12 protein-coding genes are annotated in these 15,081 nt (G+C 74.6%); 6 read left to right on the top strand and 6 right to left on the bottom strand.

Translation table 11 applies throughout. From position 1 onward, the window contains the following. Nucleotides 1–2 precede the first annotated feature (2 nt). Nucleotides 3–1,526 carry a phytoene desaturase family protein gene (locus ACIBCA_RS23575; protein ID WP_396284925.1) on the bottom strand — a complete coding sequence of 508 codons (1,524 nt, stop codon included), beginning with the start codon at nt 1,524–1,526 and terminating at the stop codon, nt 3–5. A 10-nt stretch (nt 1,527–1,536) separates the two neighbouring features. Further along, nucleotides 1,537–2,169, bottom strand: a complete 633-nt coding sequence (locus ACIBCA_RS23570) for a DUF4126 domain-containing protein (RefSeq protein WP_396284924.1) — start codon at nt 2,167–2,169, stop codon at nt 1,537–1,539. 514 nt (nt 2,170–2,683) lie between these two features. Between ACIBCA_RS23570 and ACIBCA_RS23565 the strand changes: the two genes are divergently transcribed. The 3 genes from ACIBCA_RS23565 (at nt 2,684) to ACIBCA_RS23555 (ending at nt 4,902) form a co-directional block, all read left to right on the top strand. Beyond that, entirely contained in the window at nt 2,684–3,235 is a 552-nt protein-coding gene (locus ACIBCA_RS23565) for an SAV_6107 family HEPN domain-containing protein (RefSeq protein ID WP_396284923.1), read from the top strand. A 46-nt stretch (nt 3,236–3,281) separates the two neighbouring features. Further along, a complete protein-coding gene (locus ACIBCA_RS23560) occupies nt 3,282–4,034 on the top strand; it encodes a methyltransferase domain-containing protein (protein ID WP_396284922.1) in 753 nt (250 codons plus the stop codon). A gap of 478 nt (nt 4,035–4,512) precedes the next feature. Continuing rightward, nucleotides 4,513–4,902, top strand: coding sequence for a DUF3040 domain-containing protein (locus ACIBCA_RS23555; RefSeq protein ID WP_396284921.1), 390 nt, complete (start codon nt 4,513–4,515; stop codon nt 4,900–4,902). A gap of 74 nt (nt 4,903–4,976) precedes the next feature. Here ACIBCA_RS23555 and ACIBCA_RS23550 read toward each other — a convergent pair whose 3' ends face one another. From ACIBCA_RS23550 to ACIBCA_RS23535, 4 genes are all read right to left on the bottom strand, one after another. Further along, on the bottom strand, nt 4,977–7,430 hold the full coding sequence (locus ACIBCA_RS23550) for a transglutaminaseTgpA domain-containing protein (protein ID WP_396284920.1): 2,454 nt from the start codon (nt 7,428–7,430) through the stop codon (nt 4,977–4,979). Further along, nucleotides 7,427–8,707 carry a DUF58 domain-containing protein gene (locus ACIBCA_RS23545; protein WP_396285021.1) on the bottom strand — a complete coding sequence of 427 codons (1,281 nt, stop codon included), beginning with the start codon at nt 8,705–8,707 and terminating at the stop codon, nt 7,427–7,429. The genes ACIBCA_RS23550 and ACIBCA_RS23545 overlap by 4 nt, the downstream gene beginning before the upstream one ends. Nucleotides 8,708–8,753: 46 nt before the next feature. Next, the gene (locus tag ACIBCA_RS23540) at nt 8,754–9,797 is read right to left on the bottom strand and encodes an AAA family ATPase (protein ID WP_396284919.1); all 1,044 of its coding nucleotides are present in this window, start codon (nt 9,795–9,797) and stop codon (nt 8,754–8,756) included. Nucleotides 9,798–10,063: 266 nt separating this feature from the next. After that, nucleotides 10,064–10,606 carry a beta-class carbonic anhydrase gene (locus tag ACIBCA_RS23535; RefSeq protein WP_396284918.1) on the bottom strand — a complete coding sequence of 181 codons (543 nt, stop codon included), beginning with the start codon at nt 10,604–10,606 and terminating at the stop codon, nt 10,064–10,066. A gap of 539 nt (nt 10,607–11,145) precedes the next feature. Here ACIBCA_RS23535 and rsmH point away from each other — a divergent pair. The 3 genes from rsmH (at nt 11,146) to ACIBCA_RS23520 (ending at nt 15,081) form a co-directional block, all read left to right on the top strand. Continuing rightward, entirely contained in the window at nt 11,146–12,120 is a 975-nt protein-coding gene (gene rsmH, locus ACIBCA_RS23530) for a 16S rRNA (cytosine(1402)-N(4))-methyltransferase RsmH (protein ID WP_396284917.1), read from the top strand. 133 nt (nt 12,121–12,253) lie between these two features. Continuing rightward, on the top strand, nt 12,254–12,793 hold the full coding sequence (locus ACIBCA_RS23525; protein WP_396284916.1) for a cell division protein FtsL: 540 nt from the start codon (nt 12,254–12,256) through the stop codon (nt 12,791–12,793). Continuing rightward, nucleotides 12,790–15,081 carry a penicillin-binding transpeptidase domain-containing protein gene (locus tag ACIBCA_RS23520; protein WP_396284915.1) on the top strand — a complete coding sequence of 764 codons (2,292 nt, stop codon included), beginning with the start codon at nt 12,790–12,792 and terminating at the stop codon, nt 15,079–15,081. Before ACIBCA_RS23525 ends, ACIBCA_RS23520 begins: the two co-directional genes overlap by 4 nt.

Raw genomic sequence — 15,081 nt, 5'->3', positions numbered from 1 at the left:
CCTCAGGCCGGGCCGATCAGCCCGGCGGTGATGCAGGCCGACATGCCGACGCGGGCGAGCCCGCCGCCCGGATGGGCGCCGCCGCCGATCAGGTAGAGGCCCGGAACGGGGGACTCGTTGGCCGCCTTGAGGCGCGCCGTCGGGAGGTTCCCGCCCGCCAGCGAGGGCTGGGCGACGGCGCCGTACACCGCGCCGGTCTCCCGCAGGGTGTCCGCGGGGGTGCGCACGACCCGCCACAGCACCCGCTCGCGAAGGCCCAGGCCCGCCGCGTCGACGTGGGCGAGCAGCCGGTCGGCGTAGTGCTCGGCGAAGCCGGGGGCCGTCCAGTCCACCTCGTCCTGGGCCGGGACGGTCGCCGTCAGCACCACGCTCTCGTGGGCGTCGTCGGGCCTCAGCGTCGGGTCGTCCGGGCGGAGCACCTGGACGGTGGGGCGCTCGCAGGGCGGAGCGTTGTGGGTGAGGGCGTTCTCCTCCGCCGCCGGGTCCGCCGCGTGCACCACCGTCCGGTGCGCGGTGCCCGCCGGGCGGGGGCCGCGCAGGGCCAGCAGCACGCTGAACCGGCCGGGCACCTCGACCGGCTCCCACTCCTCGGCCGGCACGCCGGGCCACTCGGCCAGGCCGTTCCGGAACAGGGCGTCGGTGTCCATCGCGGAGACCACCAGGTCCGCCTCGATCCGGCCCCGCGCCGTCTCCACGCCCCGGGCCCGGCCCTCCTCGACGACCACCCGGGTGACGGGCGTGTCGAAGCGGAACCCCACCCCGCGCAGCTCGCAGCGCCGGTACACGGCCTCCGCCAGGGCCCGCATCCCGCCCCGGACGTACCAGACGCCGAAGGACTGCTCCATGTACGCCAGCACGGCGGCCCCGGCCGGGGCCTGCCCGGGCACCAGGCCGTACCGCAGCGCCGGCTCGCCCAGCAGGGCGGTCAGACCCGGGTGGCCGCCGAGCTGCCGGCGGGCCACCGTGTCCAGGGTCCACGGGACGGGCCTGCGCAGCCGGGCCAGGCCCGTTCGGGGCGGGAGGGGGTACGGATCGGTGTCCAGCCGCTCGCGGTCCGCCGGGCTCAGCAGGCCGCGCTCGGTGGGCAGCGGCTCCTCCAGCAGCGGGCGCCGGGTGGCCTCCCAGACGGCGCGGGCGTGGTTCATGACCTCGCTCCACCGGGCGCCGGAACCCTCGCCGAAGGCGGCGTCCAGGGCCTGGCCGACCCCGCCGCGCGAGGCGTTGGGCAGGGTGAGGTCCGTGCCGTCGGCGAACAGGTGCCGGCTCTCCGGCGCGAGCGGCGTCAGCTCGACCAGCTGCTCCAGCGGCTCCTTGCCGGTCTTCAGCGCGAGATCGCGGTAGACGGCGGGCAGCGGGAGCAGCCCGGGCCCGGTGTCGAAGGCGAAGCCGTCGCGCTCGTACCGGCCGACCATGCCCCCGTACGTCGCTCCCGCCTCGCAGACCGTCACCCCGTGCCCGAGGGTCGCCAGCCGGGAGGCCGCCGCGAGCCCGCTCATACCTGCACCGATGACGACGATCCTTGCCATGCCGACGATCTTAGATCCGCCGGGAGTACGCCCCGGAGGCGGATCCCGCCGCTCCGGCCGCCTTCGCGGCGCGGCGTTCGCGGCGGCGGGCGCGGAAGGCGCGGATCTTCTTGATCATCAGCCGGACCAGCAGGATCCCGGCCAGCAGGAGGACGGCGGCGATGGAGGCGGCCAGCCACGGGTGGAAGATCGCCAGGGTGATCAGGCCGGCCACGCCCAGGTCCTCCGTGACGCTCACCAGGATGTTGCTGAACGGCTCCGGCGAGGTGTTGACGGCCATCCGCAGTGACGCCTTCACCAGGTGGCTGACCAGCGCCGAGGAACCGCCGATCGCGCCCGCCGCGACGTCGCTGAGCGAGCCCGGGTCGTGGCCGGCGATCAGCACGCCCACGACGGCTCCGGCGATCGGCCGGATCACGGTGTGCGCGACGTCCCAGACGCTGTCCACGTACGGGATCTTGTCGGCCACCGCCTCCAGCAGGAACAGCACCCCGGCCGCGACCAGCACGTCCGTGCGCTCCAGCGCCGGCGGCACCGATCCGGCGTCGGCGAACCGGCCGAGCAGGCCCATCAGCAGCACCACCGCGTACGCGTTGATGCCGCTGGCCAGTCCGCTGGTGAAGATCAGCGGCAGGATCGTCATGGCGCTCCCTCGTCGTCCGGCGCTGCGCCCGGTGCTCCGGCCGTACGCTACCCGGCCCGCGAGGCGGGACGCACACGGTCCGGGGGTCGGTTCCCGACGGGTTCCGGACCGGTTCCGGACATGGTTCCGGACTGAGTACGGGTACTCAGATCGGGGGTTGAGTACCCGAGCGGATGCCCTCCGACCTGCCGGGACGGCAGAGTGGTGGCACCCGGGAGGACGGCGCGTCGGGCGCCGCCCGCCCGGACGAGGGCGCCGGTCACGGGCCCCGCACCGCCGGCACGGGGCGGCGGAGCGGGCACGGGGGAGAGGCCGGCCACCCGAGGGGGGAATCGTTCCGCCGCCGTGGGGGGAGGGCGGAGCGAACGGCACACGGCGGCGGCGACGGACCCGGGCGATGGGTCCGCGCCCGCCGCCGGGATGCCCGCAGCGGGCGGATTTGTCAGTGGTGCCGGTCACGATGGAGGGGCACGGATCATCCGGTCCGCGCGCTGCCTCGGAACCGGGGGAGACCATGACCATCAGCCATCCTGAGCCCGTCACCGCCCGCCTCCACTCCGCCGCCCTGCCGTACGACCGGGGCCCGCGCCCCGCCGGTGGGGACGTCCATCCCGTGCTGCGCCGGATCGCCGCGCCTCCGGCCGCCCTCGACCTGCTCACCGACGCCCACCGCACCCTCGCCAGGGCCCGCGCCCTGGAGGACCCGCTGGAGCGCTACGCCACCGCCCACCTGGCCGCGCTGCGCACGGTGGCGGCCGTCCTGGCGGTGCGCGGGCGGCCCGAGAAGAGCGAACGCCGGCGCAAGGCGATCCGCCCCGCCTGGGACGTGCTGCCCGAGGTGGCCCCGGAGCTGTCCGAATGGGCGCTCTACTACGGTGCCGGAGCCCGCCGCCGGGCCGCCGCCGAGGCCGGGATCAGGGGCGCCGCCTCTGCCCGCGAGGCCGACGACCTGATCCGCAACTCCGCCCTCTTCCTGCGCCTGGTCGAGCGCCTCCTCGGCCTGCGCGCGACCCCGCCGGCGCCCCGGCTGCCCCTGGACGAGGGGGAGGCGCCGGACAGGCAATAAGGTGGGGAGCAACCCTGATCGAACTCCCCTGTCAAGGAGCCCGACCGTGTACCCGACGCGTCCCCGCAGTGCCCTGCGTACCGCCGTGGTGTGGGAGGTGGTGCGGGCGGCCCTGGAGAAGCGGGCGGCCGAGCTGGACCAGCCGGTGCTCGACGTGGTCGACACCGGCGGCGGCACCGGCAACTTCGCCGTGCCCGTGGCCAGGCTCGGCCACCGGGTCACCGTGGTCGACCCGAGCCCGGACGCGCTGTTCGCGCTGGAGCGCCGGGCCGCCGAGGCCGGGGTGACGGACCTCGTCCGCGCCGTCCAGGGCGACACCCAGACGCTGCCCGAGCTGGTCGCCCCCGGCACCGTGGACGCGGTGCTCTGCCACGGCGTGCTGGAGGTCGTGGACGACCCGGCCGAGGCGCTCGGCAGCCTGGCCGCCGCCCTGCGCCGGGGCGGCTTCGTCAGCCTGCTGGCCGCCAACCGCAACGGCGCCGTGCTGGCCCGCGCCCTCGGCGGCCACTTCAACGAGGCCCGCGCGGCCCTCACGGCCGGGGACGGCCGCTGGGGCGAGCAGGACCCGATGCCGCGCCGGTTCACCGGCGAGGAGCTCGCCCGGCTGGCCGAGGGCGCGGGCCTGCGGGTGCAGTCGGTGCACGGCGTACGGGTCTTCGCCGACCTGGTGCCCGGTGTGCTGGTCGACACCGAGCCGGGCGCCCTGGAGGCCCTGCTGAAGCTGGAGGAGGCCGCCGCCGCCCAGCCGGCCTTCCACTCCGTCGCCACCCAGCTGCACCTGCTGGCCACCCTCGACTGAGGCCGGAGCCGGCCCGGAGCCGGCCCGGAGCGTGTGCTGAGCCTGTGCCGAGCGTGTCCACCGCCGCCGTACGGTCCCGAACCGTACGGCGGCGGCCCGTTTCCGCCGCCGTACGCGTGCGCACGTACCGTTCTCCCGGCGTTCGCCCGCCGTCCGCTCGCGAAGCTCCCCGGCTCCGGACGGATTCCACCCGTTCGGGCACTTGTCCGGTGCTCGGGGCGTTGAGTCCGGTGCGGCCCCGCCCGGCCCGAAGTGGCCTGGCCCACGCGACGCGGACCACTCCGTAACCGGGCCCCGGACCGTATGATCTGGGTAAAGCCGGAAAGCATGACAGCCGGATCCGTGGGGCATATGGACGACACGGACCAGGACCCCCCGCACAGGCGTCCGACCGTGGTGCCCCATGGCTGACAGGACTTGCCTCCCCGACCGGGGCGGCGGACCGGTCGCACCCGCGACCGACGAGTAGGAGGACTCCGTGCCGCTCTCGGAGCACGAGCAGCGACTGCTCGACCAGATGGAGCGAGCGCTGTATGCCGAAGATCCCAAATTCGCGTCGGCGCTCGAGGGAACCGGGCTGCGCACGTTCACCCGTCGGCGGGTCTACCTGGCCGTCGCCGGCTTCGTGGTGGGCGTCGCCCTGTTGATGGGCGGCATGGTCGTCCCGGACCAGATCTGGGTCAGCGTCGTGGGCTTCCTGGTGATGCTCGGCTGCGCGGTGTTCGCCGTGACGGGCTGGCGCCGCGGCCCGGCCGCCCAGGGCTCCGGTGCCCGTCCGGCCCCCGCCCCGCGCCGCAAGGCCGGGATGATGGACCGGGTGGAGCAGCGCTGGCAGCGCCGCCGGGACGAGCAGACCGGCGGTTTCTGAGCCTCACCGCATCACGTCGAAACGCCGGGGCGGGCAGTCGATCCGACTGCCCGCCCCGGCGTTTCGCTGTCCGCTCAGCCCTGCGGACCCTTGGGCCCGCGGGTGAACGCCCGCCGCAGCGGGGTCATGACCGCCGCCGAGGCCCGGCCGACGCGCTCGCCGACCGCCGCCCGGGCGACTCCCAGGGCGTCGGAGAACCGCCACCACAGCTGCACCGAGGACGGCGGCAGCAGCAGCGCCCGCAGGCGACGCCGCCGGTCGGCCCCGGCCAGCAGGCCCTGCCGCACGGTGCGCACGTCCGACACCACCGGGTCGGTGGTGAGCCGGCCGGAGGGCGCGTACATCACGCGCTCGGTGGCCAGCGCCAGCCGGCCGGTGGCCGCCGAGGCCTCCGGGTCCAGCCCGGCGCCGGTGCTGATGCGCCGGGCGGTCGAGCGCGGGGTGCGGGACTCGTCCGGGGCGAGGCCGAGGTCCCAGGCGGAGTCGATCAGCTCCTCCCAGGCGGCCAGCACCTGGGCGTCCGTCAGCTCCGGTCCGCCGCCGCCCGGGCCACCCGGGCCGCCAGGTCCGCCCGGGCCGCGCTTCCCGCCTCCGCCGCCGAGGCGGCGACGGCGCAGCGCGGTGCGCCAGAACATCGGGGCGAGCAGCAGCAGGACGACCAGCACGCCCACGCCGATGATGGTCAGCAGCTGCCAGGACGGCAGCCAGGACTCGTCCGAGGCGTTGCCCGCCGTCTTGCTCTGCGGACCGCAGTCGCCGAGCTGCTGCTCCTTGCCGGAGCAGGCGCTGCTCTTGGACGGCGCCGGGGCGGCCGAGGCGCTCGGCACGGCCGAGGTCGGCTGCGCGGTCGGCGTGGCCGTCGGGGTGGGCGTCGTCTCGGTGTACTTGGCCGGGGTGCCCCGGCTCGGGGTCGGCTCGAAGCGCATCCAGCCGTAGCCGGAGAAGTACAGCTCGGGCCAGGCGTGGTACATCCGGCCGGTGACGGTGTAGACGTTTCCGCCCTTGGTGTCGCCGGGGGTGAAGCCGACGGCCACGCGGGCCGGGATGTTCAGCGTGCGGGCCATCGCCGCCATGGCGGAGGCGTAGTGCACGCAGAAGCCGCGGCGGTCGCGCAGGAAGACGGCGATGGCGTCGTTGCCGGTGCCCGGGGTGATGGAGGTGTCGTACTTGAACTGCGGGCTGGTGAAGTAGTTCACCAGGGCCGTCGCCCGGTCGTAGTCGTTCTGCGCCCCGGCGGTGATCGCCTTGGCCTGCTGGGCGACCACGGCCGGCATCTCGGAGGGCACCGCGGTGTAGCGGTCGCGGACGTCCTGCGGGGCGAGGGCGGCGCCGCGCAGCTCGTTGGCGGTGGGGCGCAGGTCCAGCGAGCTGACGTGGTAGCTGAGGCCCCGGATCGCGTTGTCGCTGGTGGGGACCACGGTGCGGGTCAGCTGGTCGAGCTTCCACTCGCCGCGGTTGGGGACGCTGACGGAGGCCGCCGGGTAGGGCATCGGCAGCCAGCTGGCCCCGCCGAGCCGGTCGCCGATCCGCACGTCGGTCTCCACCCGGGGGACGGCGGCGTCGCGCAGGCCCTCGGGGTTGGGCAGGGTGGCCGGCAGCCCGAGGAAGGTGGTGCTGCTGAGCTTCCAGCGGGCGCCGTCGAACTGGTCGAGCGAGCCGGTGCGCAGGTAGGTCTGATCGGCCTGGGTGCTGTCCATCGTGTAGGTGAGCAGCTCGTCGTCGTTGGGCTTGGCGATCGCCGCTTCCAGGCTGACCATCGGGTCGAGGATTCCGCCGCCGATCCCGGTGCCGGTGCCGCTGCCGCCGGCCGAGTCGTGGGAGCCGCCGCCCAGCAGCCCGGACCCGCTCTGCGGGACCAGGACGGACAGCACCACGGCCGAGGCCAGGGCCAGCACGCCGACCATCTGGCCGGCGGGCCGCACGGTGCCGGTGCTGACGGTGCCCGCCGCGCCGCGGAAGATGCGGCCCCAGCGGGTGGCGCGGTCCTGCCCCTCGGCGAAGAGCAGCAGCAGGTACCCGGCGGCGCCGAACGCGAACCAGATCCAGCTGGCGCGGTCCTCGGCGAGTTTGTTGCCGACGGAGAACAGCGCCAGCAGCGGCAGCCCGGCCACGGCCGCGCGCCGGTAGGTCACCGCGACGGTGTCCACGATGACGGCGATCAGGCCGATGGCGGAGAGCAGGATCAGCCGCAGTCCCGGGGTGCCCGGGGCCGGCATGGCGTAGCTCTGGATGTCGGAGACGCCGTCCGCGAAGACCTGCGTCAGGGTGCGCATCATGCCCAGCCCGAGGCCCCCGGAGCTCGCGAAGCCGATCAGCATCATGAGCAGCAGCACGAGCAGCTGGGCGATCGGGATGCTCCAGCGGAACAGCGGGGAGCGGCGCAGGCCCGCGCCGACCGCCGAGATCACGGCGATCACCACGAACGAGTAGGTGAGCCAGCTGTGCTCGCTCACCAGGGGCAGCAGGCAGAGGGAGGCGAGGGCGGTGGCGAGCGCCGAGTAGACGGTCAGTTTGGCCCGGGTGGTCACGCGCCGGCTCCTTCCCGGTGGTGGGCGGTGGTCCTGGCGCCGTCGACGGCCTGCCAGAGGTCCGGCAGGGAGTCGCCGGCGCGTACGGGGATGACGGTCCAGCCGGCTTCGCGCAGCTGCCGTTCCCTGGCGCGGAACTCGTCGCCGCCGGTGTGCGGGGCGAGCAGGCGCAGGCCCGTCCAGGTGCCGGTGTCCAGCAGGAAGGCGATGGCCCCGCCGGTGCGGCTGCGCAGCCGGCCCAGGCGGGTGGCCTGGGTCTCGTCCAGCTCGCCGAGGACGGCGACCAGCAGGCCCTCGCCGCCGACGCGCAGCGGCTCCTCGGCGCGGGAGAGCCCGCCGCCGTCCGACAGGTCGGTGACGGCGAGGGCGTCCAGGATCAGCCCGGAGGTGTCGGCGGCGCTGTGGTTGCCGCTGCCGGGCCCGGGCACCCACTCGCCGGTGTCGGTGAGCAGGTGGGTCTGGTAGCCGCGCTCCAACAGGTGCACGGAGACGGAGGCGGCGCAGCTGACGGCCCACTCGAAGGAGGAGGCGGGGCCGCTGCCCCGGTGGCCGAACTCGCGGGTGTCCAGCAGGACGGTGGCCCGGGCCTTCTGCGGCTGCTCCTCGCGGCGCACCATCAGTTCGCCGTAGCGGGCGGTGGACTTCCAGTGCACCCGGCGCAGGTCGTCGCCCGGCCGGTACTCGCGCAGGATGACGTCGTCGTCGCCGGCCAGCGCGAGGGAGTGGCTGGTGCTCTCGCCCTGGCCGCCCCAGGAGCCGAGGAGCCGTACGTACGGCAGGGCCTGGACCTGGGGGACCACGGTGAGGGTGTCGGAGGCGGTGAAGGCGCGGCCGACCTCGCACATGCCGAAGGGGTCGGACAGGCGCAGCTGCAGCGGCCCGAGCGGGTAGCGCCCGCGCAGGTCGGAGCGGACGCGGTAGGACACCTCGCGGAAGCCCCGCGGCTCGACGCGGTCCAGCACGAAGCGCGGGCGCGGCCCGAGCACGTACGGCACCTGGTCCTCGAGCAGCAGCACCCCGGTGGGCACCCGGGAGACGTTGTCGACCCGCAGGTGGACCCTCGCCTCCTGACCGGCGACCGCCCGGTGCGGGTTGAGCCGGCGTCCGCTGGCCACCCGGTAGCGGGTGTTGGCGACGATCACCACGGCGATGACGGGCAGCAGGACCAGCAGGAAGCCGACCTTCACCAGCGCGTCCTGGCCGACCACGTAGGCGAAGGCGATCGAGGTGGTCCCGGCGGCGACGAAGCAGCGGCCCCGGGTGGTGAGGCCGCGCATCGCGTCCCGCAGGCCCGACGTCTGGTCGGAGGGGGGTGGGGTCACCTCAGCCCCTCCGGACGGCCGGGCCGCCCTGCGGGCGCGGCAGGGGCAGCCTGGCGACGATCTCGGCCACGATCTGCTCGGTGGTGCGGCGGTTGAGCTGGGTCTCGGCGGTCGGCATCAGGCGGTGCGCGAGGACGGGCACGGCCAGGCGCTGGATGTCGTCCGGGATGACGTAGTCGCGCCCGTCGAGCGCGGCGGCGGCGCGGGCGGCCCGCACGAGGTGCAGGGTGGCGCGCGGCGAGGCGCCCAGGCGCAGCTCGTGGCTGTTGCGGGTGGCGCCGACCAGGTCGACGGCGTAGCGGCGGACCGGGTCGGCGATGTGGACGGCGCGCACCAGGTCGATCAGCTTGAGGATGTCGGAGGAGTGCGCGACGGGCTGGAGGTCCTCCAGCGGGTTGGCCCCGCCGTGCACGTCCAGCATCGCGAACTCGGCCTCGGGGCTGGGGTAGCCGATCGAGATCCGGGCCATGAAGCGGTCGCGCTGGGCCTCGGGGAGGGGGTAGGTGCCCTCCATCTCGACCGGGTTCTGGGTGGCGACGACCATGAACGGCGAGGGCAGCTCGTAGCTGGTGCCGTCGATGGTGACCTGGCGCTCGGCCATGGACTCCAGCAGCGCGGACTGGGTCTTGGGCGAGGCGCGGTTGATCTCGTCGCCGACGACGATCTGGGCGAAGATCGCGCCGGGGCGGAACTCGAAGTCGCGCTGGTGCTGGTCGTAGATGTTGGTGCCGGTGACGTCCGAGGGCAGGAGGTCCGGCGTGAACTGGATGCGGCGCACGGTGCAGTCGACGGACTTGGCCAGCGCCTTGGCCAGCATGGTCTTGCCGACGCCGGGCACGTCCTCCAGTAGGAGGTGGCCCTCGGCGAGCATGACCGTCAGCGCGATGCGGATCGCCTCCGGCTTGCCCTCGATGACGCTCTCGACGTTGGTGCGGACCCGGTCCACGACCGCGGCGAGTTCGGGCAGCCCGACCCGGTGGTACCCGTCCGTCCCCTGGCCCCCCGCAGGACCGCCGATACCGGCCTGATCGTTGTAGCTCGTCACCCGTTTACGCTCCCTGGCACCCTGTGCCCGCCTCACCCCGAGGCCGGACCCCACCCCTGCTGGACGCGGCCGCTCCCGGGAGCGGTTCCGTGTGGGGGACCGGCGCCGGTGGCGGCCTGCGGCCGGGCCGCCCCAGGTGGTTCGGGGTCCGACCGGCAGGCGCATTCTCCCCCGGGCGGCGGCTGAAAGTCACCCTGGTGGCGCGGGTGCCCGGGATGCCCGGGTTGCCTGGTTCGGATACGGGTCGGAAACGGGCCGGATACGGGTCAGTCGATCTCGCGCAGCAGGCCCGTGTGGACGTCGAAGACGAAGCCCCGGACGTCGTCCGTGTGCGGCAGGAACGGGGAGGTGCGCACCCGCTGCATGGACTGGCGCACGTCGCCGTCCAGGTCGACGAAGGACTCCACCGCCCACTGCGGGCGCTGGCCGACCTCCAGCTCCAGCTCGCGGCGGAAGTCCTCGGTCAGCCCGAGCAGGCCGCAGCCGGTGTGGTGGATCAGCGCGATGGAGCGGGTGCCCAGGGCGCGCTGGCTGATGGTCAGGGAGCGGATGGTGTCGTCCGTGACGACCCCGCCCGCGTTGCGGATGACGTGGGCGTCGCCCAGTTCGAGGCCGAGCGCCGCGAACAGGTCGAGCCGGGCGTCCATGCAGGCCACGACGGCGATCCGCTGGACCGGTCGGGCGTCCATGCCGCCGTCCCGGAAGGTCACCGCGTACTCGCGGTTGGCGGAGACGAAGCGGTCGATGATCGTGGGTCTGTCGGTGGTGGCAGCGGCGTGCGGCACGGGCCGGTCGGGTGTCACTGTCATGACGGCGACGTTAGTGCGATTCGGTCGAGCGCGGTGGGGTGAACAGCTACAGAACCGGCGGCTGTGATCGAGCGCATAGCCACAACGGGAGGGTTTGTCCCGGCTGGTCCGCGACGTCCGTGCGGCGGTTCGTCCGGTGGGGGCGCGCGGCCGCGCCCGGAGGCCGTCGCGGAGCACCCTCCGGGGCCGACCCGGCCGCTGCGACCTGCGACGATCCGTACCGCCGCCCGGGTGGTGCGCCGGAGCGGACCATTGACTGCCGGGGCCCGCGCGATAGAGTTCGCAGCGCGGTGGAGCACAGCCGCCGGGGTCCCGTCAACCGGGCGCCGCCGGCCGGTGCCGGGCTCCGCCGACGCGGCCCGTGGCCTCCTCCCGCTCCGCGCTCACCTGGCGCACCTTCCCCGGTGCCGGGCGGGCGCGTCCTTCCCCTCGAGCGGGCGGGGACCACGGGCCGCGTCGTGCTGCCGGGCGGCGGTGGGCGAGAATGGTCACAGCTCCCGGACGTCGGGCTGCTCCACCGAGGAAGGGCGCCACCGCGCATGACCAGCAACGACTCCGGCCCCAAGCACGTTCCGGTGATGCTGCAGCGGTGCATGGACGCGCTGGCGCCGGCGATCTCGCGCCCGGGCGCCGTGGTGGTCGACGCGACCCTCGGCCTCGGCGGGCACAGCGAGGCGCTGCTGACCCAGTTCCCCGAGGTGCGCCTCGTCGCGGTGGACCGCGACCCGCAGGCGCTCAAGCTCTCCGGCGAGCGGCTGGCCCCCTTCGGCGACCGGGCCACCCTGGTGCACGCCGTCTACGACGAGATCCCCGAGGTGCTGGAGCGCCTGGGCATCGAGAAGGTGGACGGCGTCCTGTTCGACCTCGGCGTCTCCTCCATGCAGCTGGACGAGGCCGGGCGCGGCTTCGCGTACGCCCAGGACGCCCCGCTGGACATGCGGATGGACCAGACCCGGGGGATCAGCGCGGCGGAGGTGCTCAACACCTACGGCCACGGGGACCTGGCGCGGATCCTCAAGGTGTACGGCGAGGAGCGCTTCGCCGGGAAGATCGCCTCGGTGATCCTGCGCGAACGCGAGAAGGAACCGTTCACCAACAGCGCGCGTCTGGTCGAGTTGGTCCGCAACGCGATTCCGGCCGCCACCCGCCGTACGGGAGGGAACCCGGCCAAGCGGACGTTCCAGGCCCTGCGGATCGAGGTCAACGGCGAGCTGGAGGTCCTGGAGCGGGCGATCCCGGGCGCCCTGGACGCCCTGGCGCTGGGCGGGCGGATCGTCGTGATGTCCTACCAGTCGCTGGAGGACCGCCTGGTGAAGCAGTTCCTCGCCGCCGGGGCCACCAGCACCGCGCCGCCGGGACTGCCGTTCATCCCGGAGGAGCACCAGCCCTGGCTGAAACTGATCACCCGCGGTGCCGAGCTGGCCACCGAGCAGGAGATCGAGGAGAACCGGCGCGCCGCGCCCGTACGGCTGCGGGTGGCGGAGAGGATCAGGGACCGAAGCAAGCGGGGCTGACGGAACGGCCCCGGCGGGGTCCGAAGGGCGGAGGAGAGCGGTGGGGCCGGTGGCCGGTGGGGTCCGGACGGGGCGGGGAACGCTCGCGGGACAGGGTAGGGCGCGCATCACGGTCCGGCCGGGGCGGCGCCCCGTGCGGGGGCGCACGCCGTTCGCCGTGCTCGTGGTCGCGCTGCTCGCGGGCGGGCTCTTCGGCCTGCTGGCGCTGAACACCGCGCTCAACGAGGGCTCCTTCGAGCTGTCCCGGCTGCAGAAGCAGACCACCAAGGCCACCGACGAGCAGCAGGGCCTCCAGCACGAGATCGACCAGTCCTCGGCGCCGGAGGCGCTCTCCAAGCGGGCCGCCGAACTCGGCATGATCCCGGCCGGCGGGATGGCGTTCCTGGACGTGCCGAACGGCGGCAAGGTCATCGGCACGCCGGGACCGGCCCAGGACAGCCCGCCGGTGAAGCGCTCGGGCGTCGAGCCGTGGCCGACGAAGGGCACCCCGGGCGCCTCGCCCGCCGCCCCGCCGAGCCCCGCCGCGCCTGCGGCCCCGCCGGTGGCGCCCTCGGGAGCGCCTTCGGGGGCGCCTTCGGGCGCGCCGAGCCCGGCGGCCTCCGGCGGTGACCCGGTGACCCAGCTCAACCCCGTCGCTCCGCAGCCGCAGAAGAGTGGGGGTGCGGCCCGATGACCACGCCTCGTCAGCCCGGTTCCGGCGGTTCCGGTGGTTCGAGCGGCTCCGGCGGCGCCCGCCGCCAGCCGCCGCGCCCCAGCAGCGGCCGGGTCCAGCCGCCCCGGGGCCAGAGCGCCCGTGGGCAGTCGGCCGAGCCGACGAAGGGTCAGCCCGCCAGGGGCCAGGGCGCCAAGCCCTCGGCCTCGGGTGCGGGCCGGGCCCAGCCCGGCCGGGGCTCGGTCGCGAGGCCGTCCGCCGCCTCGGGCAAGCCCCAGCCGGCGCGTTCGGCGCAGCCCGGCCGGGGCCCGGCGCCCAAGGCGGGCGCCGCCCGTACGCCGCGCGCCCCGCAGCAGCGGCAGGGTGACGGGCGCAGGCCCCCGGGCGCCCGGCCGCGGCCCCGGCCGCCCCAGCGGCCCAAGGCGCTGCGGCTGGCCGAGCCCAGGCGCCGGCTGCGGGTGATCACCGTGGTGATGTCGCTGGTGTTCTCCGTGTTCGCCGGGCGGCTGGTGCAGCTGCAGCTGCTGGACTCCGACGCGCTGGCCGCCGACGCCAACACCAACCGCTACCTGAACATCCCGATCACCGCCGAGCGCGGGTCGATAACGTCCTCGGACGGCGTGGCGCTGGCCGCCACCGTCGACGCGTACGACATCACCGCGGACCCGGTCATGTTCACCCCGGAGGCGACCGGCATCCCGGACGCTCCGGAGCAGGCCGCGGCCCTCCTGTCGCCGATCATCGGCGTCCCCAAGGAGAAGCTCGCCGCCGACCTGCACACCCCCAAGACCCGCTACAAGCGGCTCGCCGCCCAGCAGACCCCGGCCGCCAAGAACCAGATCAGCGACCTCAAGGCGGGCCTGGAGAAGCAGGCCGGCAGCCGTACCTGCCAGGCCCAGAAGAAGCTGATGGGCAAGCCCGCCGAGCAGGGCGGGCGCACCCGGGTCGACGACCAGTGCGCCAACCCGCTGGCCGGGGTGTTCAACCGGGAGACCCAGAAGCGGATCTACCCGGCGGACGGGCTGGCCTCCAACCTCGTCGGCTTCGTCAACGGCGAGGGCGAGGGCGCCGGCGGCCTGGAGCTGCAGTTCCAGAAGCAGCTCGCGGGCAAGGACGGCCGCAGCAGCTACGCCCAGGCGGGCGGGCGGCTGGTGCCCACGGCCGGCGGCTCGATGGACCCGGCCGTGCCCGGCAGCGACTTCCGGCTGACGATCAACCGGGACATCCAGTGGGCCGCCCAGAAGGCGATCACCGACCAGGTGGCCAACTCCGGCGCGGAGAAGGGCTACGTCGTCGTCCAGGACGTGAAGACCGGCCAGGTCATCGCGATGGCCACCGCGCCCGGCTTCAACCCGGGCGACCTGTCCAGCGCCAAGCAGTCCCAGCTGGGCAACGCCGCGCTCCAGGACGCGTACGAGCCGGGCAGCACCGCCAAGCTGATGAGCCTGGCCGCCGTGCTGGACTCCGGCAAGGCCAACTGGGATACCCGGGTCACCGTGCCCAACCGGCTGGTGCGCGCCGGGCAGCAGTTCAAGGACGACGTCGAGCACGGCGACTGGTACCTGACCCTGGCCGGGGTGCTGGCGAAGTCCTCCAACATCGGCACCATCGAGGCCGTCGAGGCGCTCGGCGACGGTGACCAGGCCAAGGCCAACCAGGCGCTGGACGCCTACATGCGCAAGTTCGGCGTGGCCCGCCCGACGGGCCTGAACTTCCCCGGGGAGACCCCCGGGATGCTCAAGAAGCCGGAGGACCTGGTCGCCTCGGAGAAGTACAACATCGCCTTCGGCCAGGGCCCGTTGCAGATGAACGCCCTCCAGGCGACCTCGGTGTACTCCACCATCGCCAACGGCGGGGTCCGGGTGGCGCCCGGCATCGTCCAGGGTGTCACCGGCCCGGACGGGAAGTACGTCCCGACGCCGGCGGGGGAGGAGACCCGGGTCGTCAGCGAGCAGACGGCGAAGACCCTCACCTCGATGCTGGAGTCCGTCGTCGACGACGAGCAGGGCACCGGCGGCAAGGCCGCCATCCCCGGTTACCGCGTCGCCGGCAAGACCGGTACGGCCAACCGGGGGGCCGCCGACGGCAAGGGCTACGACGGCTACACCGCCTCCTTCATCGGCTTCGCCCCCGCCGACGCCCCCCGCTACACCGTCTCCTGCACCCTCCAGGGCCCGGTCAACGGGCACTTCGGCGGACAGCTGTGCGGCCCGGTGTTCAAGCAGGTGATGGAGTTCACCCTGAAGACCATGCAGGTCCCGCCGAGCGGAAGCCAGGCGCCGAACCTGCCCGTCGAGTGGAAGCCGTGA

The sequence above is a fragment of the Kitasatospora sp. NPDC051170 genome (assembly GCF_044455705.1).
Taxonomy (GTDB): domain Bacteria; phylum Actinomycetota; class Actinomycetes; order Streptomycetales; family Streptomycetaceae; genus Kitasatospora.
This window is presented reverse-complemented; position numbering and strand designations above follow the sequence as displayed.

Coding starts and splice junctions, on each gene's coding strand:
- ACIBCA_RS23575 (WP_396284925.1), bottom strand. CDS start 1,526: ATGGCAAGGATCGTCGTCATCGGTGCAGGTATGAGCGGGCTCGCGGCG.
- ACIBCA_RS23570 (WP_396284924.1), bottom strand. CDS start 2,169: ATGACGATCCTGCCGCTGATCTTCACCAGCGGACTGGCCAGCGGCATC.
- ACIBCA_RS23565 (WP_396284923.1), top strand. CDS start 2,684: ATGACCATCAGCCATCCTGAGCCCGTCACCGCCCGCCTCCACTCCGCC.
- ACIBCA_RS23545 (WP_396285021.1), bottom strand. CDS start 8,707: ATGCGCGGCCTCACCACCCGGGGCCGCTGCTTCGTCGCCGCCGGGACC.
- ACIBCA_RS23535 (WP_396284918.1), bottom strand. CDS start 10,606: ATGACAGTGACACCCGACCGGCCCGTGCCGCACGCCGCTGCCACCACC.
- rsmH (WP_396284917.1), top strand. CDS start 11,146: ATGACCAGCAACGACTCCGGCCCCAAGCACGTTCCGGTGATGCTGCAG.
- ACIBCA_RS23520 (WP_396284915.1), top strand. CDS start 12,790: ATGACCACGCCTCGTCAGCCCGGTTCCGGCGGTTCCGGTGGTTCGAGC.